General features: G+C 34.1%; 20 protein-coding genes. 1 reads left to right on the top strand and 19 read right to left on the bottom strand.

Annotation, left to right across the window (positions count from 1 at the left end; translation table 11 throughout):
- Positions 1 to 8: 8 nt before the first annotated feature.
- From BN38_RS03135 to murB, 5 genes are read right to left on the bottom strand one after another with little or no spacing between them, the layout of a single operon-like run.
- Positions 9 to 3,464: a DNA polymerase III subunit alpha gene (locus BN38_RS03135; protein WP_044565533.1), complete on the bottom strand. Its 3,456-nt coding sequence runs from the start codon at positions 3,462 to 3,464 to the stop codon at positions 9 to 11.
- Positions 3,465 to 3,494: 30 nt separating this feature from the next.
- Positions 3,495 to 4,388, bottom strand: a complete 894-nt coding sequence (gene whiA, locus BN38_RS03130; protein WP_044565532.1) for a DNA-binding protein WhiA — start codon at positions 4,386 to 4,388, stop codon at positions 3,495 to 3,497.
- Positions 4,389 to 4,397: 9 nt separating this feature from the next.
- Entirely contained in the window at positions 4,398 to 5,114 is a 717-nt protein-coding gene (locus tag BN38_RS03125) for a tyrosine-protein phosphatase (RefSeq protein ID WP_044565531.1), read from the bottom strand.
- Position 5,115: 1 nt separating this feature from the next.
- Positions 5,116 to 5,964 carry an RNase adapter RapZ gene (gene rapZ / locus BN38_RS03120; protein ID WP_044565530.1) on the bottom strand — a complete coding sequence of 283 codons (849 nt, stop codon included), beginning with the start codon at positions 5,962 to 5,964 and terminating at the stop codon, positions 5,116 to 5,118.
- Positions 5,964 to 6,866 (bottom strand): UDP-N-acetylmuramate dehydrogenase, encoded by a 903-nt coding sequence (gene murB, locus BN38_RS03115; RefSeq protein ID WP_044565529.1) that lies wholly within the window; start codon positions 6,864 to 6,866, stop codon positions 5,964 to 5,966. Before murB ends, rapZ begins: the two co-directional genes overlap by 1 nt.
- A gap of 144 nt (positions 6,867 to 7,010) precedes the next feature.
- Here murB and rpmB point away from each other — a divergent pair, with 144 nt between their 5' ends.
- A complete protein-coding gene (gene rpmB / locus BN38_RS03110) occupies positions 7,011 to 7,199 on the top strand; it encodes a 50S ribosomal protein L28 (RefSeq protein WP_044565528.1) in 189 nt (62 codons plus the stop codon).
- 79 nt (positions 7,200 to 7,278) lie between these two features.
- On the opposite strand, the gene BN38_RS03105 is transcribed toward rpmB, so the two are convergent.
- The 14 genes from BN38_RS03105 to plsX form a co-directional block, all read right to left on the bottom strand.
- Complete coding sequence (locus BN38_RS03105) at positions 7,279 to 9,399, bottom strand: catalase (RefSeq protein ID WP_044565527.1); 2,121 nt, start codon at positions 9,397 to 9,399, stop codon at positions 7,279 to 7,281.
- A 69-nt stretch (positions 9,400 to 9,468) separates the two neighbouring features.
- Positions 9,469 to 10,131: a ribulose-phosphate 3-epimerase gene (rpe, locus tag BN38_RS03100; protein ID WP_044565526.1), complete on the bottom strand. Its 663-nt coding sequence runs from the start codon at positions 10,129 to 10,131 to the stop codon at positions 9,469 to 9,471.
- Positions 10,125 to 10,994: a ribosome small subunit-dependent GTPase A gene (gene rsgA, locus BN38_RS03095; RefSeq protein WP_044565525.1), complete on the bottom strand. Its 870-nt coding sequence runs from the start codon at positions 10,992 to 10,994 to the stop codon at positions 10,125 to 10,127. Before rsgA ends, rpe begins: the two co-directional genes overlap by 7 nt.
- Positions 10,991 to 12,958, bottom strand: a complete 1,968-nt coding sequence (gene pknB / locus BN38_RS03090; protein WP_044565524.1) for a Stk1 family PASTA domain-containing Ser/Thr kinase — start codon at positions 12,956 to 12,958, stop codon at positions 10,991 to 10,993. Before pknB ends, rsgA begins: the two co-directional genes overlap by 4 nt.
- Before the next feature lie 10 nt (positions 12,959 to 12,968).
- A complete protein-coding gene (locus tag BN38_RS03085; RefSeq protein ID WP_044565523.1) occupies positions 12,969 to 13,691 on the bottom strand; it encodes a Stp1/IreP family PP2C-type Ser/Thr phosphatase in 723 nt (240 codons plus the stop codon).
- 2 nt (positions 13,692 to 13,693) lie between these two features.
- On the bottom strand, positions 13,694 to 14,719 hold the full coding sequence (rlmN, locus tag BN38_RS03080; RefSeq protein ID WP_044565522.1) for a 23S rRNA (adenine(2503)-C(2))-methyltransferase RlmN: 1,026 nt from the start codon (positions 14,717 to 14,719) through the stop codon (positions 13,694 to 13,696).
- A 1-nt stretch (position 14,720) separates the two neighbouring features.
- Positions 14,721 to 16,001 (bottom strand): 16S rRNA (cytosine(967)-C(5))-methyltransferase RsmB, encoded by a 1,281-nt coding sequence (gene rsmB / locus BN38_RS03075; protein WP_044565521.1) that lies wholly within the window; start codon positions 15,999 to 16,001, stop codon positions 14,721 to 14,723.
- The gene (gene fmt, locus BN38_RS03070) at positions 16,001 to 16,930 is read right to left on the bottom strand and encodes a methionyl-tRNA formyltransferase (protein ID WP_044565519.1); all 930 of its coding nucleotides are present in this window, start codon (positions 16,928 to 16,930) and stop codon (positions 16,001 to 16,003) included. The genes rsmB and fmt overlap by 1 nt, the downstream gene beginning before the upstream one ends.
- Positions 16,923 to 17,399, bottom strand: a complete 477-nt coding sequence (gene def, locus BN38_RS03065; RefSeq protein WP_044565518.1) for a peptide deformylase — start codon at positions 17,397 to 17,399, stop codon at positions 16,923 to 16,925. Before def ends, fmt begins: the two co-directional genes overlap by 8 nt.
- A gap of 42 nt (positions 17,400 to 17,441) precedes the next feature.
- On the bottom strand, positions 17,442 to 20,891 hold the full coding sequence (gene smc, locus BN38_RS03060) for a chromosome segregation protein SMC (RefSeq protein WP_230197743.1): 3,450 nt from the start codon (positions 20,889 to 20,891) through the stop codon (positions 17,442 to 17,444).
- A 47-nt stretch (positions 20,892 to 20,938) separates the two neighbouring features.
- Positions 20,939 to 22,021, bottom strand: a complete 1,083-nt coding sequence (locus BN38_RS03055) for an elongator complex protein 3 (RefSeq protein WP_044565515.1) — start codon at positions 22,019 to 22,021, stop codon at positions 20,939 to 20,941.
- Positions 22,014 to 22,727, bottom strand: a complete 714-nt coding sequence (rnc, locus tag BN38_RS03050) for a ribonuclease III (RefSeq protein ID WP_044565513.1) — start codon at positions 22,725 to 22,727, stop codon at positions 22,014 to 22,016. The genes BN38_RS03055 and rnc overlap by 8 nt, the downstream gene beginning before the upstream one ends.
- Positions 22,727 to 22,951 (bottom strand): phosphopantetheine-binding protein, encoded by a 225-nt coding sequence (locus BN38_RS03045; RefSeq protein WP_044565512.1) that lies wholly within the window; start codon positions 22,949 to 22,951, stop codon positions 22,727 to 22,729. Before BN38_RS03045 ends, rnc begins: the two co-directional genes overlap by 1 nt.
- The gene (gene plsX / locus BN38_RS03040; RefSeq protein ID WP_044565510.1) at positions 22,948 to 23,925 is read right to left on the bottom strand and encodes a phosphate acyltransferase PlsX; all 978 of its coding nucleotides are present in this window, start codon (positions 23,923 to 23,925) and stop codon (positions 22,948 to 22,950) included. Before plsX ends, BN38_RS03045 begins: the two co-directional genes overlap by 4 nt.

Genomic DNA, 23,925 nt, shown 5'->3' with positions numbered 1-23,925 from the left:
AATTCTCCTTAATTCAACTTAACATTTTCTTTTCCAAGAAAATTATACAGTTTTTCCATTAAATTATCATTAATATTAATCCAAAGTTTCTGGTCAAGTTTGACTGATTTATTCTTATCCGCAAAATATATCGCAACAGGAGTGTCTCCCGGAGCTTCTTGTAATATGCTCTTCAAATTATTATACCTGTTATATTCAGTTTTCAGGTATAAAACTTTAAGATTCAAACTTTCTATGTCGATAAATTCTGATGTCAGTAATTTCACGTCATTTTCATCTACTTGTAATTTACCCTTTACAAGGACTACATTATCTTCTTCAATCAAATTTCTATATTTTCTGTAAGGCTCTGGGAAGATTACCATCTCAATTGTCCCATACATATCTTCTAAGCTTGCAAAGGACATAAGAGTTCTCGATTTGGTCATTATCTCAGATTTGCCAGTGATAATTCCAGCCATAGTCACGTATTTGTTGTCCAATCTCTGGATTTCTAAATCTGTCAGTTCTTCTTTGAATGAAGTTCTAAAATTTACTATCTTTGATAGTCTATCGCTAGCATCGCTTAAGGGATGGTCAGATATATAAAAACCTAGCACATCTTTTTCCAAAGAAAGTTTAACCTTTTTTAGATACTCGTTGATTTCTGGCATATTGATATCGTCTGTTGACTTTGTAGCTGAATCATCAGCAAAGTCCAGTAGGTTCATTTGCCCCTTGACATTTATCTTTTGACCCTCGTGGACATTGGTCATAGCTGACTCATAGACAGCCATAAGCCTACTTCTCATATATCCCATAGAATCAAATGCACCAGCCTTGATAAGTGACTCAAGCCCTTTTTTGTTAAGAGCTCTTGAATCGTAGGCCTCAACTCTTTCTAGGAAATCTTTGAAATTCAAAAATTTCCCTCCCTCATTGCGGCTGCCTACAATTGCATTTATAAAGTTTATTCCTAGATTTTTGATGGCAGATAGGCCAAATATTATTTTGCCATCTTTTGCATGGAAATTTTCGTAGGAAATGTTGACATCTGGGGCTATCAGATCAATTCCCATTGATTTTGTTTCGCTTATATAGGTGTAAAGTTTAGATGTATTGTCCATGACAGATGATATGAGATTGGCCATATATTCTTCTGGGAAATAGTGTTTCAAATATGCTGTTTGTATAGCAACCAATGAATAAGCGGCTGAGTGAGATTTGTTAAAGGCGTACTTGGCAAAAGATATCATTTCATCATAAATTATATTTGCATTTTTCTCGCTTACGCCGTTTCTCATACAGCCTGGTACTAAGACATTGCCATCTTCATCGACCTTGCCGTGGACAAATACTTCTCTATTGGCTTCCATTACATCCATCTTTTTCTTACTCATGGCACGTCTTAAATTGTCAGCTTCTCCTAGAGAAAAACCCCCAAGCTGTTGAACTATTTGCATTACCTGCTCTTGGTAAACTATGATTCCATAAGTCACTCCAAGTATTGGCTTTAATTTCTCATCAATGTATGTTATGTCTTCAGGATTGTTTTTGTTGTGGATGTATGTCGGTATCTCATCCATTGGCCCTGGTCTAAAAAGAGAGTTTGCTGCTATAAGGTCATCAAAAACTGTCGGCTTTAAATTTTTCAAGAAATTTCTCATGCCTGCAGACTCAAATTGGAATAAACCTATGGTTTTAGCCTTATTGAACTGTTTTATGACATTTGGATCATTTTCATCAATCTTTTCTATGTCAATTTCTATGCCACGGTTTTTTTTGACATCCTTTATGGTATCTTTGATAACTGTGAGGTTTCTTAGTCCCAAAAAGTCCATCTTTAGTAGACCCAACTCTTCTATTTCAGTCATATTGTATTGGGTGACTACGAGATCATTTGATAAGGCCAAAGGTACTATGTCTGTCAAGATTTCCTTGCTCATTACAACACCCGCCGCATGTATTGAAGTGTGACGAGGAAGAGCTTCTAGTTTTCTTGCAGTATCTATTAGTCTCTTGCTTTCTGCATCGTTTTTATAAGCTTCTCTGAACTTATCCGATTCCTCAAGGGCCCTGTCTAGGGTCATATTAATTACCTGTGGAACTAATTTCGCTATCCTATCTACTTTGCCATAAGAAATATCAAGGACTCTTCCCACATCTCTTATAGCATTTCTAGCCTGCATCCTACCAAAAGTTACAATTTGAGATACGTGGTCTCTGCCATAAAGTTCGTTTACATATTCTACTACTTCGTCACGTCTGACATAGTCGAAGTCTATGTCTATATCTGGCATGGATACCCTTTCAGGATTTAGAAAACGCTCAAAGATTAAATGGTATTTAATTGGATCTATTTGGGTGATGTCTAAGGCATAGGAGACAATGGAGCCTGCTGCCGATCCACGGCCTGGTCCTACTGCTATGTCGTGGTCTTTGGCATATTTTACAAAGTCCCATACTATTAAAAAGTAATCTATATAGCCCATGTTGTTGATTACGGTAATCTCTTTTTGGGCACGTGATCTAATTTCTTCTGTCACATTTTCATACTTTTTTGCCAAGCCTTGGTCAACCAAATCTGTCAAATACTCAAGGTTTGTAGTGTTCTCTGGTAATTTACTAAAGTATGGAAGGTGAGGATTGTGAAATCCTATCTCTAGATTGCACATATCTGCAATCTTTTGGGTATTTGATATTGCCCTATCATAGTCTTTAAAAATCGCCTGCATCTGGTCATAGCTTTTTAGGTAAAATTCATCGGCAGGCATTTTCATCCTATCTTCATCTTTAATCAAAGAACCGGTTTGTACGCACAAGAGTACGTCCTGGTAGTAGGCATCTTCCTTGTTTATGTAATGTACATCGTTAGTGGCTACAAGTTCTATGTCCAAGTCCTTGTGGATTTTGTTTAAAACTTCATTAACCTGCCTTTGCTCTCTTAGGCCATGGTTTTGCAGCTCCAAGTAATAATTATCTTTGCCAAATAAGTCCTTGTATTTTTCGGCTGTTTCATAGGCTTTTTTGATATCATTTTCTAAAATTCTCTGATTTACTTCACCATTTAGGCAGGCACTTAGGGCGATGAGCCCATCCTTGTGATTTTTTATAAAGTCAAAGTCAATCCTTGGCTTGTAATAAAATCCATTTACATAGGCTTCGGATACTATTTTTAGTAAATTCTTATAGCCCTCTTTGTTTTTGGCAAGCAAAATCAGATGGTAGTAGCGCTTGTTGCTAGGATCTTTTTTGAGATAATCATCCTCTGATATATAGACTTCACAACCTATAATTGGCTTGATATTTCTTGCTTTGGCTGCTTTATAAAACTCTATAACCCCATACATCTGCCCGTGGTCTGTTATGGCAATAGAATCCATATTCAATTCTTGGCACCTATCAAGTAGTTGATTTATCCTAGAAAATCCATCTAATAGTGAATATTCTGTATGCACATGTAGGTGAGTAAATTTATTTTCCATACTTAATCCTTAATTAAAAAAGACTTGTTTTCACAAATCTTCAGCCATCTTAATAAATTTCTGTAACCTATAATTAACCTTGGACTTGCTCATAGGCGGATCTAACATTTGTCCCAATTCTTCTATAGAAGTATAGGGGTTTACTAGTCTAAGCTCTGCCAACTCTTTCATCTCAGCTGACAAATCATCAATCATACCAGCGTTAAATATTGCCTTTATGGCATCTACTTGCTTTAGTGATGCATTCACAGTTCTATCAATGTTGGCCTTATCAAAATTAGTTTGCCTATTGATATCATTTCTAATCGACTTCATGGCTCTCACATCTTCAAGCTCAAACAAGGACTTATTGGCACCAATTATAGCCAAAAAGTCTGAAATCTTATCTGAATCTTTAAGATAGACTACTTTGATTTCTCCCTTGTCATTTATTTTGGGATTTAGGTCAAAGATATCCATAGATTCTTTTGTTAGTATTGATTCTTCTATAGAATTTGTTGAAATCTCAAGATTATAGCCTCGTTGAGGGTCGTTTATGGATCCTTTTAGTACAAAGGCGATTTTAAGATATGATTTTATATCATCCAGAGAAATATCTTCCAAATAAGAATCCTTGTTTATAAAAAACATATTAGAAGCATCCATGAGTTCTTCTGAAATAGGTTCATCTTCAACAATTACTGAAAACAACCTATCCTTATCCATATCTTTTATCTCAAAGATTGGAGAATAATCATATACTTGTTTGATTAGATTGTAAATATATCTGGCTATGGTATTTGAATAAGTCTTAAAAATCACCTGATAGCTTGCCTTTGATATCCTTATACTTGAAATATACTGAAAAAATGTAAGTAATTCTGCGTGGGTATCTATAGGGTCTTTTTTTAAAACTTCTTTTTTACATCTTTTTGAAAAAGACATTTTTACCACCTAGTCTAATAATTTGTTCTTAACCTTATTAATGGTATTTTCGTCTACACCTGCATAAGCTAGGTATTCTTCAAAAGAATCGTATTTACGAGCTACGTATTCATATGCTTCTCTCATATAATATGGATTGGTAATCCTAAATACTGAATATGGTTCATTTTCATCATATCTTTCTATATATCCAAGGTAGGCTGATGAAACTTCATAATCAGCTATAATGTCAGATCTACCAACATTGGCAAGGCCCATCAAAATCATGGAAATAATGCCTGTTCTATCCTTGCCCTCTTGGCAGTGAAATAGACTTATGCCATCGGTTGTTGCAAATACTTCCATAATCTCTTTAATCTTAGGATAATTATCAATAAGATTTCTATAAGTAGAACCAATAGATACTTCTTTATTGATAATTTGCTGTATTTCTTCCTTGCGGAATTCTTCAGATGGAGCTAGAGAAATATGATTGTAGTTGAAGTTTTCTTTGATCAGCTCATGTGACTTGCTATCAAAGGGAATCTCTCCTGCTCTTCTTAAGTCGATTATTGATTCTACACCGTAGTCTTTTAATGTTTTAATATCATCAATTTTTATATCATCTAGGGTTGCTGTCCTCAAAAATTTGCCCCACTTGGTGACTTTTCCATCCATGGTTGGCACACCACCAAGTTCCCTAGCATTTTTTACATCTTCTAAGGGTAGTCTTTTGTAATATTGCATTTTACCACCTATCCTTTTCTCTGTGTTTCATAATTAATATATAGTCATCATCTTTCATTTTTTCATACAAAGCTTGGGCAATATAAACTGACCTGTGCTTGCCCCCTGTGCATCCAATTGCAATAGTTAGGGTATTTTTGCCTTGATTCTTAAACTCTGGAATTAGTTTTGTTAATAACTTATAAGTATCATCCAAAAACTCATCAATTATAGGAAATTGGTCCAAATAAGCTTTAAGCTTTTCATCAGTTCCATTAAGTGGCTTAAGCTCATAAATATAAAATGGGTTTGGCAAAAATCTTACATCAAAGATAAAGTCAAAGTCCTCGCTAACACCATACTTGTAGCCAAATGATAAGAGATTTATTATCATATTGTTCTCGTTAGATGCAGAGTCTTCTATAACTTTCTTAAGTTCTTTTGCATTATAATTACTGGTATCTATGAATCTATCAGATATTTGCCTTATTTCCTTTAAAAGTTCTTTTTCCTTTTCTATACCGTCTGCTACATTGCCATAGTCACCCAGTGGATGAGGTCGGCGATGTTCATTATATCTAGTCAAAAGCACACTGTCATTACAATAAATATATATAATTTCAGTATCCTCGTTCTTCTCTTTGAGATTTAGAAAAGATTGTTTCATATCGCTGTCTAGATTGTGGGATCGGAAATCTATTACAACTGCCATTTTTTCAATAGGATTTGCTTGAGTTTCATTTAGTTCGATGAATTTCTCAATCAAATATGCTGGAGAATTGTCCATAGCATAATAACCCATATCTTCATAAGCTCTTAGGGCAGTTGTCTTTCCAGATCCACTTAAACCAGTAATTATCTTAAGTTTCATTATAAGTCTCCGATTAATTTAACCTCACGTTCTAACTTAAAACCTGTTTTTTCATAAACAATGCTAGCAACTTCTTCTATGAAGGCTAGCATATCAGCACTAGTAGCTTCTCCTGCATTGATGATAAATCCACAGTGCTTTTCGCTAACTTGGCAATCTCCTACTCTGTAACCCCTAAGTCCACATTCATCAATAAGCTTAGATGCATATGAACCCTCAGGTCTCTTAAAAGTTGAGCCTGCTGATTTCTTATCTAGTGGTTGTTTGGTTTCACGCCTATTTGTATAATCTTCATACTTTTCCATAGCTTCGTTTTTATCATCATTTTGTAATTTAAAAGTAGCGCTAGAAACTATGAGATCTTGGTCAAATATTTTTGAATGCCTGTAGGAAAAGTTCATCTGATCATTTGTAAAATTATATTCATTGCCAGCTAGGTCAAATGCTTTCACACTTATGCAAACATCTTTGATTTCCTTGCCATAAGCGCCAGCATTCATAGAAACTGCCCCACCAACTGACCCTGGTATACCAGATATTTCTTCCATACCAGTTAGGCCATGAGCAATTGAATATTTTGCCGCTTTATTTAGTGAAGTACCCGCAAGCACAGTTATTTCAGTTCCATTAAGCTTAATATCATCGTAATTATCTGCTAAGATTAAGACACATCCCCTTATACCCTTATCAGTTATAAGAAGATTTGATCCAAGTCCTATTACGGTCGTCTTTATATTGTTTTCATTGTTAAATATCAAAAGTTGTTTTAATTGTTCTTCATTCTTTACTTTAACTAGCACATCAGCTGGTCCACCGATGCCCCAAGTTGTGTAATCTTTGAGAGCTGTACCAAAGGAAATATCACCAAAGTCCTCGCCCTCGTAGATAGATTTGTAATCCATACGTCCTCCTAGATTTAATAAATTAAATCTTATTATTTACTATACCTTAATTTAAATTCTTATCTGATATAAAAAAATTTGTAATTTCACTCCTGATTTGGTAAAATAATAAAGATTAATTGTAAAAAGCTAGGAGGTGTTTATATGGCAAAAGCATGTGATATTTGTGGAAAAGGTACAAAATCAGGTAATACTATTACTTTCTCACACAAAAATGTTAACAGAACTTTTAAACCAAATGTGCATAAAATAAGAGCTATAGTAGATGGATCTCCAAAATCAATCAACGTATGTACTAAATGTTTAAAATCTGGAAAAGTACAAAAAGCATAATATAATGCTTTTTTTATTTTGAATTCAAAATAAAAAGCCACTAGGTAGGATTTTTTCCCGCCTAGTGGTATTTTTTTAACTAATTTGATCCGTCTCTATCCCAGAATCTTTGTTTACTTAAGTTTTCTATAAATTTATCGATATCCTTACCATCCTTAGTAACCATTACACCATCGCCTTTTTGCTTATCTTCACTAAGAATATCAGTAGGATCTCCTATAATCCATAATGGTTTGTAGTGTTTGAAGGTTTCATCTGCAAACTCGCCTACATTTTTCATAAAATCATGGCTTGGTTTTTCTGGAACTACTATGATTAGCCCATCTTCTAGTACTGGATGGATTGATTCATATCTATGATTTACCATCAAACCATCTTTGGTCTTATTTAAATTGCCTTGTATGATTTCTGCCTTTGCCTTACTAGCTTTTATAGCTTTTACAAGTTTTTTGAAGTCAAAGTCATCGTCATTATCAGAGTATATGCCAACTTTAAGTGTATCTGGCTTAAAGATAGTATTTTCTTGAGAAAATTCAGGCATTTTAACTGATTTTGCTTCTTTTGTAGGTTTTGTTCCTACAGGGTCGAAACCACGTTTGGCATCTGGCTTATCAGCTCCAACATTTTTTGCAATTTCTTCTGCCATTGCCTTATCAACATTGGCAAACATATCTACAACATTTTGTCTGATTTCTTCTCTTTTTACCTTTGATAGTTCAAAAGAAAATGCATCAATAATATGTTTTTGTTCAACTTTTGATAGTGAATTATAAAATGCTGTTGCTTGGGAGAAGTGATCTCTGAAGCTATCGTCACGGTCTTTGATAACTTGTCCGTCAACCTTTTCTTGGTAATGTTCATAACCACCATTTTCAACACTTTCATAATATGGTGATTGGTCGTCGATAGCAGATTTTTGATAAGAAACTGGTCCTTGATTAATCATATGTTGGTGCCAACCATCTCTTTGGTTGTTATGAACTTCTGCGATTGGTCTGTTTATTGGAATTTGAGCAAAGTTTGGTCCACCAAGTCTTAGTAGTTGGGTATCAGTATATGAGAAAAGTCTGCCTTGAAGAAGTGGATCATTTGAAAAGTCGATTCCAGGAATAATATTGCCAGGGTTAAAGGCAACTTGTTCAGTTTCCGCAAAGAAGTTATCAACATTTCTATTTAAAATTATTTCACCAATTTTTATTTTTGGTATATCTTCTTCTGGCCATACTTTTGTTGGGTCCAAGATATCAAATGGGAAATCAAATTCTTTTTCTTCTGGCAATAATTGGACACAGAAGTCCCAAACTGGATAGTTGCCCTCATCTATTGCATCGTATAAATCTTTTCTTTGGCTATCTGGATCATTTCCTGATACTTTCAAAGTCTCATCCCATACTCTAGAATGAACTCCAAGTTGTGGATTCCATTGGAAACGAACAAATGTTCCCTTGCCTTCTGCATTAACAAATCTAAAGGTATGAACAGCAAAGCCATCTATCATTCTTAAGTTTAGTGGTATTGCCCTATCACTCATAGCCCACATAGTCATATGTGCTGATTCTTGGTTGCGGCTTATAAAATCCCAAAATGTATCGTGAGCTGACTGAGCTTGTGGTACTTCAGTATCTGGTTCTGGCTTTACTGCATGAACAAAATCAGGGAACTTGATAGCATCTTGGATGAAGAAAACCGGCATATTATTTCCTGCAATATCGTAGTTTCCTTCTTCTGTATAAAATTTGAGAGCGAAGCCACGGACATCACGAGGTGTATCTGTAGAGCCCCTAAAACCTGCTACTGTAGAAATTCTAGTAAATAGTGGAGTCTCTTTGCCTTCCTCAGTAAATAGACAAGCCTTAGTATATTTACTCATATCCTTTGTACATTTGAACACCCCATGTGCACCTACACCACGGGCATGGACAATTCTTTCGGGAATTCTTTCGTGGTCAAAGTGCATAATTTTTTCTCTTAGGTGAAAGTCTTCTAATAAAGTTGGTCCACGTCTACCAGCCTTTAATGAAAATTCTTCTTCAGCCATTTTTAGGCCCTTATTTGTAGTAAAAGCCTTGCCTTTGTTATCAACTTTATTATTTTTTAAATCTTTTTGCTTAGCATTATCGGCTACTTTTTTAGCCTTATCTAATCCTGGAGGAGTTAGAGGTGCTTTCTTAAAATCATGTTTGTTCTCTTTTTTTGTCATTTTATCTCCTTCCAATATATTAACAATTTGTTTGTATATATTTACCCCTAATTAAAAAAAAGCCACTAATTATAGTGACTTTTCTCTAAATATTTGGTAGTATTTATTTATTTTTTCTCTTATATCGCTAGCAAAAACGTCTGAACCAGCTACAACAATATCACAACCTGCATCTATTACCTTGTGGACATTTGTAGTTTTTATCCCACCATCCACTTGGATTTTTACATCTAGCTTATTATCATCTATGTATTTTCTAAAAAATCTGATTTTATCAAGCGAATCTTCCATGAAGCTTTGACCTCCAAAGCCTGGTTCTACGCTCATTACAAGCAAGAGGTCAATCTTATCAAGGTAAGGAAGCATTAACTTCATATCAGTTGCCGGCTTAAAAGTAAGGCCAACTTCCATACCATTATCTTTGATTTCTTTTATGGTTTCATCAAGGTTTTTGCAAGCTTCATAGTGAATTGTTAGCCTGTCTACGCCTGCTTTCTTAAAATCTCTGATATATCTAATTGGCTCTTCAATCATAAGATGAGTATCAAAATAGTAATCAGTAATTTTTCTAAGATCTCCTATAACCTTGAATCCAAAAGAAATGTTTGGAACAAATATTCCATCCATAACGTCTACATGGAGCATTTTTAAATCTGTTCCCTTAGTTTGTCTTATGTCTTCTTCTAAGTTTGCAAAGTTACAAGATAGTATTGATGGAGCTAGTTCTACCATTTATTTTCTCGCCTTTCTTTTAATTGATTAAACAGCATTTTGTAATTATCATACCTTGTTTGTGAAATTTGACCTTTTTCTAAAGCCTCTTTCACTTGGCAATTTGGTTCGTTTATATGATTGCAATTTTTGAACTTACAGTTTGCGTTTTTCATTTCCCTAAAAGTGTATTTGAGTAGGTTCTCATCATCTATAAAGTCAAAATCAAAACTATCAAAGCCTGGCGTATCAAAGATAAAGCTATCTTCATCTATGGCAAAAATCTCTGTATGGCGAGTTGTGTTCTTTCCTCTTTTCGATTTTTGGGAAATCTCACCAATTTCTATATTTTTTTCTACAAGATTATTTAAAAATGTGCTTTTACCTACGCCTGATGCTCCTGAAACTGCAGAAGTTTTTCCTTTTAATATTGGGATTATCTCATCTATTGGAAAGTTATTATAGTTATCTATACTTATTATCCTGTAGCCAAGTGGATGGTATATATCTACTATTTGATTGATTTTTTCATCAGTTGTAAGGTCTATTTTAGATATTATTATAACTACATCGATATTTTCGTGTTCGCACATTGCCAGATACTTGTCAAGATTAAATATATTCAAAGGTGGATCATTTATAGTTACAAAGACTAACATTTGGTCTATGTTTGCAATGTTTGGCCTTTTTATTTCATTTTCTCTGTCAAGTATATGAGTAATATAGGCTGTCTTATCTTCTGCAGGTTCTATCTTTACATTGTCACCTACAAGGGGTTTTATTCCCCTTATGCGAAAATTCCCCCTTGCTTTTGACATATAGGTCTCATCTTTTGTTTTGACATAGTAGAGGTCTTTTTGTGATTTTATAATTTTCCCAATCATTGATTTACCACTGTTACCCCATATGATTGGCCATCTACAACTATTTCTAGATAAGCTCCTACGCTTGCCCTTACGTTAACTATGAGCACTCCACCATTGTTTTCTACTTCTGCATATGTTTGTGTTCCACTATAGATACTTTGGCCTCTTTGACCGTTTACTATATCGTAAACTACTACATTGTATTGGTCTTTTGGCTCTGTTATTTCAACTCTTAGTTCGACATCTTTTATATCATTTTCTTCTGGAATTTCTTCTTTTGGACCTGTTGAAATGGATATCTCTATTTGAGAATCCTTGGCAACTCTTGTACCGGCAGCTATTGACTGATTCATTACAAGTCCTTGTTGGGTATTATCGCTATTGTAGTAGTTGACATTAGCAAGAGCTAGACCAGCTTGGCTTAAAATAGCTCTGGCATCTTGTTCAGTGTGACCAAGGACATTTGGAACTTCAATAGTTTCAACTCTGCCATCTGGACCTGTACTTACTGTAACGTCTATTTCACTTCCAGTTTGAAGTTTGCTATATGATCTAGGATCTTGACTAATTATTAAGTCCTTATCTACATTGTCGCTTTTTTGTGTCATAGTACGACCTAGTCTAAGACCAGCTTCTTTTAGAACTTCTTCAGCCTGGGCAATGGTCATATTTCTAAGGTCTGGAACTTCGACTTCTCTGCCCTTACTTATGACTAAGTTGACTTGACTCCCTCTGTCAACCTTGGTATTTGGGCTTGGGTCCTGGCTCATTACCTTGCCAATTTCGTACTCATCACTTTCTTCTGTTAGTGAAATATTTGCCTTTAGCCCTCTTCTTTCAAGTTCATTTATAGCTTGAGATTGGTTGAGGTTTAATACCGTTGGTACTTCGATTTGTTTACTGCTAGTCCTGTTTCTTAAGAAATACACGGCTGCTACTAGAACTAGAGCTAGAATTAACAGTGGCCAAAGTTTTTTAGCCTTTTTATCCTTGTCGGAAGATTTTTTCTTATCAGGATTTGAAACATAAACTGCTTCTTTTTCCTTTTCCTCTTCTTCTTCGTCGTAGTTTTGCTGGTAAACTTTGCTAGTAACCCTATCTTTTGGAACGACTATTGGGATTGGAGCAGTTTCTGAAAGATCTTCCTGGTCGTAAATATAGTCTTCATCTTCCAATGCATCTATCAATTCTCTAGCATTTAAAAATCTTTCTGATGCTTCCTTTTTTAGAAGCTTCATTATTATATAATTTAAATGATCTGATAGGTCTGGATTAAGTTCTTTGGCAATAACTGGTTCATCTTGTATATGCATAAGAGCAATGCCAACAGAGTTATCAGCATCAAATGGTACTTTGCCAGTTGCCATCTCATACATAACAGCACCTAGGGAATAAAGGTCGCTCTTCTCATCAACTATATTGCCCTTAGCTTGTTCTGGTGAAATATAATGGACTGTACCAAGTATTGAACTAGTATAAGTAATTGTAGCATTTGATGAAACCCTTGCTATACCAAAATCGGTTACTTTAAGTAGACCATAATTATCAATTAGGATGTTTTGAGGTTTGATGTCCCTATGGATTATCCCAGCATTGTGGGCCATCCTAAGGGCTTTGGCTATTTGGACAGAATAATCTATTATCTCTTGGTTAGAAAGCTTACCCTTTGATAAAATCAAATCCTTAAGGGTTTGACCTTCCACATATTCCATTACTATATAATATATTCTTTGTCCCTTGTATAAGTCCTCGCCTATATCAAAGACATTTACAATATTTACATGGGATAGTTTGGCAGCAGATTGGGCTTCATTATTAAATTTTTTGAGAAATTCGCTATCTTCTGCGTATTGGTCTTTAAGAACTTTGATAGCTACAAATCGGTCCAGAAGCCTATCCTTGGCCTTGTAAACTTTGGCCATACCTCCTACGCCTATTTGCTCTATAATTTCATACCTTTCGTCTAAAACTAATTTTTCCATAACTACCCTCTTAGATTTTAACAGTAGTAACCGTCACATTGTCTCGGCCACCCTTATCAATTGCCTTATCAACCAAATTCATTGAAATGTCAAAAACATCATCATAATTTTTGATCACTTCAACAATATCCTTAGGCTCAAGCTCATTGGTAAGCCCATCTGTTACAAGCAAGATTATGTCATCTTTCTCATATGCTAGAGATTTATTATCTGGCAAAATATCAGCGCTCACACCAACTGCCCTCGTAACTGCAGCCTTATTGGCAAAGTGATTTGCTTCTTCTTCGTTAAGAGCACCACTATCTATAAGTTCATTAATTAGTGAGTGGTCTTTGGTTAGTTGGATAAGCTCATCGGCTCTGTATAAGTAAATCCTAGAATCACCAACATGGGCAATGTGTAGGATATTTTCTTTATAGTCTATACAAAGGCAGACTACAGTTGTGCCCATTTTTTCGTTTTTTTCTGTAGCTAACTTATAAACTTCATTATTGGCATAGAGTATTGCTTTTTCTTGAAAATCTACAATGCTATCAAAGTCTTCGACTTTAGAGTTTTCTATAAAATCAGTAAATGAAGTGCATGCTAAGCTGCTTGCAACCTCTCCATCGCTGTGGCCACCCATACCATCAGCAACCACAAAAAAATCGTAGTTTTCTATAGAAACATTTCCGTAGGAATCTTCATTTGTTTGTCTAACCTTTCCAATATTGGAAATCGTGCTAAATTTCATCATTACCTCGCGTAGTTATTCCTTAGCTGTCCACAGCTAGCATCTATGTCTTGACCCATAGAGTATCTAACTGTGGCATTTAGGCCGTTTCTTGTAAGTTTTTCCTTAAAATCATTTATAATCTTATTTGTTGTCTTCCCATGCTTAAATTCTTCGATTGGGTTTAATGGGATAAGATTAATATGTATATTTTTACCCTTAAGAAGTTTTTTGAGATTATCGACATCACTATCAAGGTTGTTGACACCATCTATTACAACATATTCAAAAGATACTCTTCTTTTTGTCTTATCTAGATAGTAATCAGTTGCTTTGATAAGTCCCTTTATATCATACTTCTTGGCAACGGGCATATATTTTTTTCTTTTATCATCTGTTGCATAGTGAAGACTTACAGCAAGATTTACATCAAGGCCTGAATCAGCAAGGTCATATATTTTTGGAGTTAAGCCAGATGTAGATAAGGTGATTGATCTGTGAGATAGATTTCTACCATTTTCATCTGTGATAATTTCTAAAAATTTTGTAATATTCTTATAATTATCTAATGGCTCGCCAATACCCATTATTACAATATTGTTGATATCTCCATTTAATCTCTCAAGACTGTAAACTTCTTCTATTAATTCTGAGGCGGTCATATGTCTTTCTAGACCATTTTTTGTGGAAGCACAGAAAGTACACCCCATCCTACAACCAACTTGTGATGAGATGCATATCGTTTTTCTATCCTTATAGTCCATAAAAACGGCTTCTATGATATTACCATCTTTAAGTTCAAACAAATATTTTTTAGTAGAATCGACCTTTGATTCAAAAGTTTTAAGTAAGCTCACCTTATCGATTTCAAATTCACCCAACAAACTTTCTCTCATATCCTTAGAAAGATCAGTCATCTGACTAAAATCATTGACTTTATTTACGTGAATTTGCCTAAAAACCTGTTTGGCTCTAAACTTTTGATAGCCTTTTTCTAGGAAAATATCTTCTAATTCTTTAATTGTCTTATCATTTATACTTTGTTTCATATTATATCTTCTTAAATTCACTTATAAAAAATCCGTCAGTTTCATCCTCAAAGTTTACATACTCTATATAATCTTTGCCATCTATAGGTATCAATTCAAGGTCATTCATAGCCCTTAAGTATTCAAAATTTGCCTTATTTTCAATGCTTCCTATGGTGCAAGTAGAGTATAAAATCTTTCCACCATTCTTCAGATATTTGACTGCATTTGCTAAAATATCCCTTTGAAGTTTTGCTAGGATTTTTATATCTTCGATACTTCTATTATAACGTATTTCTGCTTTTCTTCCCATAACCCCAAGGCCAGAACAAGGTGCATCAACTAGGACATAATCAAAGCTATCAACGTATTTATCTTGCAAAATAGTCGCATCAAATGATGTAAGTTCTATGTTTTTTAGTCCTAATCTATCAATATTTTCTTTGATTAGGGGAAGCTTTTGTTCTAATAGGTCGTTAGCAATAATCTCTCCATCATTTTCTATATATTCACCAATATATGAAGTCTTGGTGCCTGGTGCTGCACACAAATCTAAAATCTTTGAACCCTTTTTAGGATCTAAGACCTCTATAGTCTTCATAGAAGATTCTTGTTGGATGGTAAAAAGTCCATCTTTAAATTCACTACTTTCAGCTAATCCTGCTGGATTTAAAATCCTAAGGGCATTTTTTGAAATTTTCCCATCTTCTATTTTGTAGCCAGACTCTTCGAGTTTTTCTATTAAGTCTTCCAGATTTATTTTTAGATTATTTACCCTAATAGATATAACTTGTTCACTATTTATATATCTTAAAAAATTTTTGGTGTAAGCCATGCCATAATTTTGGTAAATATAATTTGTTAGGTCTTCTGGCAAGGAATATCTGATGGATAGGGCCTTTATGTCATCTCTTTCATAAATAGTTGCAATTTCTTTTTCATCTCTTATAAAATTTCTCAAAATCGCATTAACAAAACCCTTTGATCTCTTATCCACACTCTTTGTTAGATTAACTAATTCGTTAACTACAGCATAGTCCTTTTTTTCTAGAAAATAAATGTTATAGACTCCCATCTCTAAGATTATTAGGATTTTAGGGTTGATTTTTTTAAGCCTTATATTAGAAAGCTTCCTAATCATATAATCTAGGTAAATCTTATTTTCTAATACTCCATAGACAATTTTTGTCGCTAAAGGAAGATTATCAGCCTTTTTAGCAAATAAATTTATCTCTTCGTTTGATTTTCGATCCTGGTACAGGACTTTATAGAGAATATTTAAAGGTATTTCAAATTCATTCATCAAAGAGTGATTCCTTTTTCAAAGTCATTGCCCATCAAGAATGCTTTTGTATCCATAGCTTTTTTGCCAGGGAATTGAAGTTTGTTTATCTTTATAGCAGAATCTCCTGTTCCAATAATAATGCCTTTTTTGCTATCTGCTTCATAGACATAGCCAGAATTTGGATCATAAGAATCTAATATTTCCGCTTGCAAAACTTTTACATTTTTATCTTGGTAGGCAAAGTAAGCTGTTGGATAATCTATCAAGGCTCTGATTTGATTGTAAATCTTTAGGCTATCATCATTCCAATTGATCTTGCCCATTTCTTTGGTGATTTTTTTGGTAAATGTTGCCTTATCATGGTCTTGTTTGATTCTATTTTTATAAAGCTCATCAAAGTTTATAAGTGTATTTCTTATAGCCTTGGATCCATATTCTGACATTTTCTCTTCTAGGCTATAGTAGTCATCCTTGATATCCACATCTACTATCTCTTGCATTAATATGTCTCCGCTATCCATGCCCTTTTCAATTAGCATAGTTGTTGGTGATGTTTGTTTTTCTCCATTTAGCAAGGTAAATTGCATAGGAGCTGCCCCCCTGTATTTTGGCAGGATTGATGGGTGTAGGTTTATTATTTTGTCTTTGTACTTTTCTAATAATAAGCCACCTATCAATTGGCCAAAGGCAACTACAACTATAAAATCAATTTCTAGTTTTTCTAGTTCATTAACAAACTCTTCTGTATTTACTGAATCTGGAGTTACTACATTTATGCCATGATCTATTGCATATTTTTTGACTTCTGTAGGGGTCACTTTATTTCTAGATCTCTTCTTATCTTTCCCGCTTACTACTAGCTTTACATCAAAATTTTCATCATTATAAAGAACATCCAAAGTCTGCACAGCAAACTTTGGAGTTCCCATAAAACATATATTAAGCATTTTCAACGTCGTATTTAACCTCATCTATATACTTATCCCTAAACAAAATACCATCTAAGTGATCTATTTCGTGGGAAAGTATTACTGCTGGAAAGCCGTGAGCATCCCAGATTTTTTCATTACCATCTTCATCTAAGTATTTTACTTTAACATGCTCAGGTCTTTTTACTGTGCCGTTAAATTCTGGTATTGAAAGACATCCTTCAACTCCAATTTGCTCTCCATCTGCTTCTATTATCTCTGGATTTACGAGTTTAACTAGACCAGTTTCTTCATCACGTGGATCTACAACTATCACGCGTTTTAATATTCCAACTTGAGGAGCTGCAAGGCCTACGCCATCAGCTGCATACATGGTCTCGCCCATGTCATCAAGTAATATTTTGATTCTATCTGTAATTTGAGGGACCTTTTTAGAAGTTTTTCTAAGTATTGGGTCGCCTTCAATTCTAATATTTCTAATTGCCATAGACTCTCCTTTGCCTATATTTTACTTTTTGCCCTTGATTTTTCAATTTTCATCAAAGTCAATGGAATATATCTGACTTATACCATCATCATCAATTGTGATGCCGTGAATCTTTTCGGCCAATTGCATGGTGGTTTGCCTGTGAGTTATCATTATAAACTGAGAATTTTCTGATAATAGTTTCAAATACTCTATATATCTTTTGATATTTGTCTCATCAAGAGCTGCATCTATCTCATCTAAGATTGCAAATGGTGCTGGATTGGTCTCAAATATTGCAAACAAAAGTGCAACTGCGGTAAGGGCCTTTTCTCCACCAGATAAGAGCGATATAGATTTGAAAGACTTGGAAGGTGGTCTTGCTATAATATCAACGCCTGCAAGTAGCTCATCCTCATTGTCAAGCTTTAGCCTAGCCTCGCCCCCAATGAACAGAGTTTGGAATATCCTTTGAAATTTCTCATTTATAATCTCAAAATTCTTTTTGAATTCTTCCTTCATTTCTACTTCTAGAGATTCTATCATTTGGATAATATTGTCCTTTGACTCCTTCAAATCTTTGAGTTGCTTGTTGGTAAATTCAAATTCCTCTTTAATCTCTTGGTATTCTTTTATAGAATCAGCAGTAAAGTATCCTATATTATTGATAGATTTTTGTAAATTTACCAAATCATTTTTATTAGCAGATATAATTTCTGTCTCCTTATAGGATTCTTCGAGTTCACTTATGGTTTTTGTTATAAAAGGTTCAATCTCATCACTTAGATTTTGATAATCTTTTTTGTATCCCTCAAGGCTATAGTCAAGTTTAACTTTTTCTAGATTAATATTTGAAATCTCTTCTTCGATATTTTTCAAATCTTTGATTAGACTTTGATTTTCACTTTCTATTTCTTTTAGCTTTGCTTGTCCTTTACTTAAATTGATATTAATATCATCAATCTCAACTTTGGCCTTTTTGATGCTTTCTATATAAGAATCATTTTCTTTTTTGATATTTTCAATCAAAGATATGCTTTCCGCCTTAGATTTTGACTCGTATTTCTGGCTATAGGTCAAGTTGCTAAGCTCATCTTTAAGTTTTCCTATGGTATTTGTTAGCATATTGATATCACGGCTGTGGCTTTCAAGGGAATTTTTATCTGTTGCAAGCACTAAAGATAAATCACTTTTCTTACTTTCAAGAGCTTTAAGCTCTTCTTCCAAATCCACAATATTTAGCTTGCTAAGTTTATTTTTTAAAGCTTCAATATCAATGTCTTCTACTTTATCAAGATCATCTCCTAGTTTAACTTCTAGGTCAGTTTTTTGACTTGATAGGTTTTCAATCTTGTAATTGAGATTTGTTATATTTGACTTTACATCGCTAATTTTTTCTTGGTTTTTAGCCAAAGTTTGGTTTGATGAAGATAGCTTTGCCTTTGTTTCCTCTAAGTTCTTATAGATGGACTTTAGGTCATTATCCAATGTCATAGCCTTAGAACGAAGATTTTGGATATTTATTTTACTTTCTTCAAGTTTTTGCCTACGATTTAAAATCCCTGTGTTGGACTTTTTGTTTTTATTGGAACCGGCTGCCATAGATCCCCAGCTATTTATCACGTCCAAGTCTAGGGTTATAATCCTATAACCATTGATTTTCTTGGAAAGGCTTATAGCCTGGTCTATATCTTTTACTACAACAGTTGATCCTAGGAAATGATATATTATATCTTCCAGATTCTTGTCATAAGAAACAAGTTCATAGGCCATGGCTATGACTTCATCCTCATTGGGTTTATTTTTCCTAAAGGACTTTATGGAATCAATTGGCAAGAAAGTTATCCTGCCTAGATGATTTTTGTTGACAAAATTTATTAGATCTCTTGTCTCATCCTTAGTTCTGGTAACTATATTTTGTAGGGCACTTCCTATCAAATTGTCGATTATTTCTTCATATCCTTTGTTAATTGTAATAAGGTTTGCAAGGGTATCCTCATAAAGATGGGATAAGTGCTTGGTCTTATTCAAAAAATCACTTACTGAATAAAAATAGCCCTCATTTCTTTCAATCAAATTTTTGTTAAACTTATATTCATTGATGGCTGTCTTTAGTTCAATATTATTCTTGCCTATATCATTTTCTATAGCCTTGATAGCTATAGAATCTTTTTCAAAATCATCATTTAACTTTTCTATATCAGATTTTAGACTTAAGTTTTCGGCTAATAAGTTTTCCTTATCTTTCTTATAAACATCCAAGTCTTTTGTTATAAGCTCTATTTCACTCTCAATTTGATCTAATTTTTCTCTTTTTTCCTTATCTTCCTGACTACGTTTTTGCTCCAAGATTTCCCTTGTTTTGCTTGTGATTTCATAGTCATAAATTATCTTATCCAGCTTTTCTTTTTCTTCTCTTCTTTTTGCTAAGGTAGTGGACTTTTCATATATTAATTGATTTATGCTTGCTATTTGCTTTTCATTATCAGTAATTTTTGTTTTCAAGTCACTTATTAGGGCATTTTTTTCATATAGATTCTTATTTTCCAAATCGAGGTCAGCTTTCAAAGCTTGAGCTTTCTTGTCATTTTGGCCTAGATTTAAGCTAACCCTGTCCAAATCTTTTTGGGTATAGTCTAGTTTCTGCTTGTTCAAATCCAAATTATTTTTTGAGGACTCCACCTTTCTTTCTAGACTCCTAAGCTTCATTTGATAAGCTTCAATGTCAGAAGTCAATTCTTGATATTCTATTTCAAAAGGTTGGCTTTTTTTGTTTAGCTCTTCTAGTTTTTGAGATTTTTCCTTATAAATGCCAGAAATTTCGTCAATCTTATTATTTGTCTGATCTATTTTTTCACTTAATTTTTGAGATTTATTCTTAAAGTAAGAATAGGATTTGAAATCCAAATCACTAGTTAATTCTTGCCATTTTTGGTAATTTGCCGCTTGATTTTTAAGCTTTTCTAAGTCCTTGGACTTATATTCCCACTCGTATTCAATAACTTCCAAGTCTTCAGAAACCCTATCAAGCTTTTTTACCGCCTCATCTCTCCTGTACTTGTGCTTTGATATACCACTAGCTTCTTCGAAAATTGCACGCCTTTCTAGGTTTGATGAACTGATAATCTCATCAATCCTACCTTGACCAATGAGGGTATATCCTTCTTTACCTATACCTGTATCAAGGAAAAGTTCTCTGATATCTCTTAGTCTAACTTTTTTGCCATTAATTTTGTATTCATTTTCTCCGTCTCGGAAAATCCTTCTCGTAATTACAACTTTGTCATAGTCAATGTCTAGACTATGATCTTTATTGGAAAAAGTAAGATTAACTTCGGCAAGATTTAAGGGACTTTTCTTCTCCCCTCCCTGGTAGATAACATCATTCATCTTGCCACCACGGAGAGATTTGGCTGATTGCTCGCCCAAAACCCACCTTATGGCATCGGATATGTTTGATTTGCCAGAGCCATTTGGACCTACTATAGCAGTTATTTGATTATCAAATTTTATTGTAGTTTTGTTTGCAAAGGACTTAAATCCTTTAAGTTCAATACTTTCTAATCTAATAGTAAATCACCACCGTAGTTTTTTTCTACATAATTTCTAATAAATAAGTCCACATCAAAATCAATCTTCTTATCCTTATAAAGAATGTATTGTTCTTTGGACGACTTGAATTTGATTTTGATTTTGTACTTATCATAAAAATATTTTTTGTTTGACTTATTATTTCCCGCTATCAAAGAAATATTCCTATCATTGGTAAAGATAGTCAATTCATCTTCTATTTCTTCATCACAAATTATTTCTTCTAGGTAAGTCCTATAAATATTTGCTTCAACTAACTGCCTAAAAGCTGGATGAAAGGGTCCGGCTATGACATCTTTGCCTTCGTTAATATTTTCTGTTGGCTGTAGGCCAATCCTAATTATATCTATGCCACTATACATATATAGCATGGCTATTTCTCTTGATATTTCTACGGCCTCATCTAGGTCTAAGGGCTTATAAATTCCAGCCTCATAAAGAAAGGCAAGTTTGGTTTCTTTGATAACCAAGGTAGGATAGATTCTCACCATATCTGGTCCTATTTTTATAGATTCTATTGCCGTACTTATCATCTTTTCTTTGCTGTCCATAAAAAGGCCCGGCATTATTTGATGGCCTAGTTTTATTCCATAGGATTTTATTAATTGAGATGCATCCTTGCTTGCACTTACACTATGGCCACGTTCATTGGCATCTAGGACATCTTGGCTTAATGATTGGATGCCAAGCTCAATAATGTCTACTCCGTAGTCTTTTAATGTGTCAAGAATGAAATTATTTATATAATCAGGTCTGGTCGAAAGTCTGATTCTATCAATAATTCCCTTCTCCTTGTATTCTTTGGCTATTTTTAAGTAGCCAGTCATCACATCATAATCAAGTCCCGTAAATGATCCACCAAAAAAAGCAATTTCTTTTATATTGTCATTTGCTGGAAAATAGGATAGATTTTTCTCTATCTCAGAAATGACCTTAGATGGTTCCATCTTATCCTTATAATTAGTGATTTTTACTTGGTTGCAAAAGGCACAATCGTGCGGACAACCCAAAAAAGGTATAAATATTGGAATAATATATTCTTTCTTAGCCATTTTTTATCATCTCATAAGCATTTTTTGCAGCATCTTGTTCAGCTTTTTTCTTGTTTTTGCCCATACCTGTTGCAAGGGTTCTATTTCCTTCTTTAACAGCCATGGTAAATAGCTTGTCATGCTCTGGACCTTCTTCTTTGATGAGAGTATATTTTAAGATCTTCTTGCCGTGAGAATTGTAATACTCTTGCAGCCTGGTCTTATAATCGTTAAAAAGTGAATCATCTTCTATGATCTCAAGGGCTTCTTCTTTGAAATGTTCTACCAAGAAGTCATACAAAAATTCATAACCCGCATCAAGATAAATGGCAGCGCAAACTGCTTCAAAAGTGTCAGCTTTTACATGTTTTTTTAATTTGCCACCCTGCTTTTTTTCTCCTTTGCCAAAGTTTAAAAAGCTGGTCAAATCATATTTTTCGCTCGCCTTAGAAAAAGAATCTGTGCATACAAGTCTTGATCTGGTCTTGGTTAACCAACCTTCTGGTTTGTTGTTGTAATTTTTGAACAAAATCTCGCTTACAACCATATCTAGGACGCTATCTCCCAAAAACTCAAGTCTTTCATTGCTTTTTGCACCCTTTTTAGCTTCATTTATAAAGGATGAATGAGTAAAGGCTACATCGATCAACTTTTTATCATTGAAAGTGTAGCCAATCCTATCTTCAAATTCTTTTATTTGGGCAAGTCTAATATTGCTTAGTCCCATTAATTTTTGCTTTCTATAAGTTCAGCGATATCGCCAAGGGTTTCTATCTCATCTAGCTCATCTTCTTCAAATTCTATTTCAAATTTTTCTTCAATAAGCATGATGAAATCTAGCATATCGATTGAATCAATGTCCAAATCAGATAATTTTGTAGTCATTTCCATTTCACTAAAGTCAATGTCAAGATTTTCATTGGCTAAAGCTATTAGTTCGTCTCTAATCATTTTATTTCTCCTTCGATTTTTTCAATTGTATTTCTTTCTATATAATTCATTAATCCTAAAATAGCATTGGAAAATGCAAGTTCATTGGTATTTCCATGTGCCTTATATACATAAGACTTTACCCCAAGAAGTGGGGCTCCTCCAACTTCATCGGATGAAAATTTGTTGGTCATAGTCTTGAGGTCATTTTTTAATAAGGCTCCAGCAATTTTATTTTTTGTGGACTTATAAATTGTAGATTTTATTTGGGAACCCATAAGCTTTAATACTCCTTCTGCTGTTTTTATGGCGATATTTCCATCAAAACCATCTGCAAGAAGAATATTTACCTTGCCAGTAAATAGGTCTCTTGATTCTACATTGCCTACAAAGTTTAGTTTGCTTTCCTTTAATAGAGCATATGTTTCTTTTGTAAGCTTGTTTCCCTTATGTTCCTCTACTCCAACATTTAAAAGTCCAATACTTGGATTTGCTATTCCCATTGTATTTTCTAAGTAGATTGAACCCATTAGGGCAAATTCGTATAAGAATTCTGCCTTGCAATCCATATTTGCCCCAGTATCCATAAGTAGGCAAATATTGTCATTTATAGAAGGTATATTTGCTGCAAGGCAGGCTCTTTTGATACCTTCTATTCTACCAGCTAGGAAAAGTCCACCAGCAAGCAAGGCTCCAGTAGATCCTGCAGATACTAGGCCATGATATCCTTCTTCTTTTGATTTCTCATAAGCTAGGACTATGGATGCATCTTTTTTTCTTCTAATGGCCCTCACAGGGTCCTCATCGTTAGATATAAAGCTATCAGTAGGAATTATTTCATAATCTGTTATCCTACCGTTAATATTTTCTTTTATTTCTTTTTCATTACCTACAAAGACAGGTGTGAAGTCTTTTTGTTTTTTTGCTAGTATTGCTCCATCGACAATAACTTTGCAACCATCATCTGCTCCATAGGTGTCAATTAGTATTTTCAT

The organism is Anaerococcus provencensis, assembly GCF_000312365.2.
GTDB lineage: Bacteria > Bacillota > Clostridia > Tissierellales > Peptoniphilaceae > Anaerococcus > Anaerococcus provencensis.
The sequence above is the reverse complement of the archived record's forward strand: the minus strand, read 5'-3'. Positions and strand labels throughout refer to the sequence as shown.

What these genes read in the sequence shown, in the direction of transcription:
- pknB (WP_044565524.1), bottom strand. Translation starts at nt 12,958, where the DNA reads ATGGAAAAATTAGTTTTAGACGAAAGGTATGAAATTATAGAGCAAATA.
- BN38_RS03125 (WP_044565531.1), bottom strand. Translation starts at nt 5,114, where the DNA reads ATGCAATATTACAAAAGACTACCCTTAGAAGATGTAAAAAATGCTAGG.
- rpmB (WP_044565528.1), top strand. Translation starts at nt 7,011, where the DNA reads ATGGCAAAAGCATGTGATATTTGTGGAAAAGGTACAAAATCAGGTAAT.
- rlmN (WP_044565522.1), bottom strand. Translation starts at nt 14,719, where the DNA reads ATGAAACAAAGTATAAATGATAAGACAATTAAAGAATTAGAAGATATT.
- fmt (WP_044565519.1), bottom strand. Translation starts at nt 16,930, where the DNA reads ATGCTTAATATATGTTTTATGGGAACTCCAAAGTTTGCTGTGCAGACT.
- def (WP_044565518.1), bottom strand. Translation starts at nt 17,399, where the DNA reads ATGGCAATTAGAAATATTAGAATTGAAGGCGACCCAATACTTAGAAAA.
- BN38_RS03135 (WP_044565533.1), bottom strand. Translation starts at nt 3,464, where the DNA reads ATGGAAAATAAATTTACTCACCTACATGTGCATACAGAATATTCACTA.
- murB (WP_044565529.1), bottom strand. Translation starts at nt 6,866, where the DNA reads ATGGATTACAAATCTATCTACGAGGGCGAGGACTTTGGTGATATTTCC.
- rnc (WP_044565513.1), bottom strand. Translation starts at nt 22,727, where the DNA reads ATGGGACTAAGCAATATTAGACTTGCCCAAATAAAAGAATTTGAAGAT.
- rapZ (WP_044565530.1), bottom strand. Translation starts at nt 5,964, where the DNA reads ATGAAACTTAAGATAATTACTGGTTTAAGTGGATCTGGAAAGACAACT.
- BN38_RS03085 (WP_044565523.1), bottom strand. Translation starts at nt 13,691, where the DNA reads ATGAAATTTAGCACGATTTCCAATATTGGAAAGGTTAGACAAACAAAT.
- rpe (WP_044565526.1), bottom strand. Translation starts at nt 10,131, where the DNA reads ATGGTAGAACTAGCTCCATCAATACTATCTTGTAACTTTGCAAACTTA.
- rsgA (WP_044565525.1), bottom strand. Translation starts at nt 10,994, where the DNA reads ATGATTGGGAAAATTATAAAATCACAAAAAGACCTCTACTATGTCAAA.
- BN38_RS03105 (WP_044565527.1), bottom strand. Translation starts at nt 9,399, where the DNA reads ATGACAAAAAAAGAGAACAAACATGATTTTAAGAAAGCACCTCTAACT.
- rsmB (WP_044565521.1), bottom strand. Translation starts at nt 16,001, where the DNA reads ATGAATGAATTTGAAATACCTTTAAATATTCTCTATAAAGTCCTGTAC.
- whiA (WP_044565532.1), bottom strand. Translation starts at nt 4,388, where the DNA reads ATGTCTTTTTCAAAAAGATGTAAAAAAGAAGTTTTAAAAAAAGACCCT.
- plsX (WP_044565510.1), bottom strand. Translation starts at nt 23,925, where the DNA reads ATGAAAATACTAATTGACACCTATGGAGCAGATGATGGTTGCAAAGTT.
- BN38_RS03055 (WP_044565515.1), bottom strand. Translation starts at nt 22,021, where the DNA reads ATGGCTAAGAAAGAATATATTATTCCAATATTTATACCTTTTTTGGGT.
- BN38_RS03045 (WP_044565512.1), bottom strand. Translation starts at nt 22,951, where the DNA reads ATGATTAGAGACGAACTAATAGCTTTAGCCAATGAAAATCTTGACATT.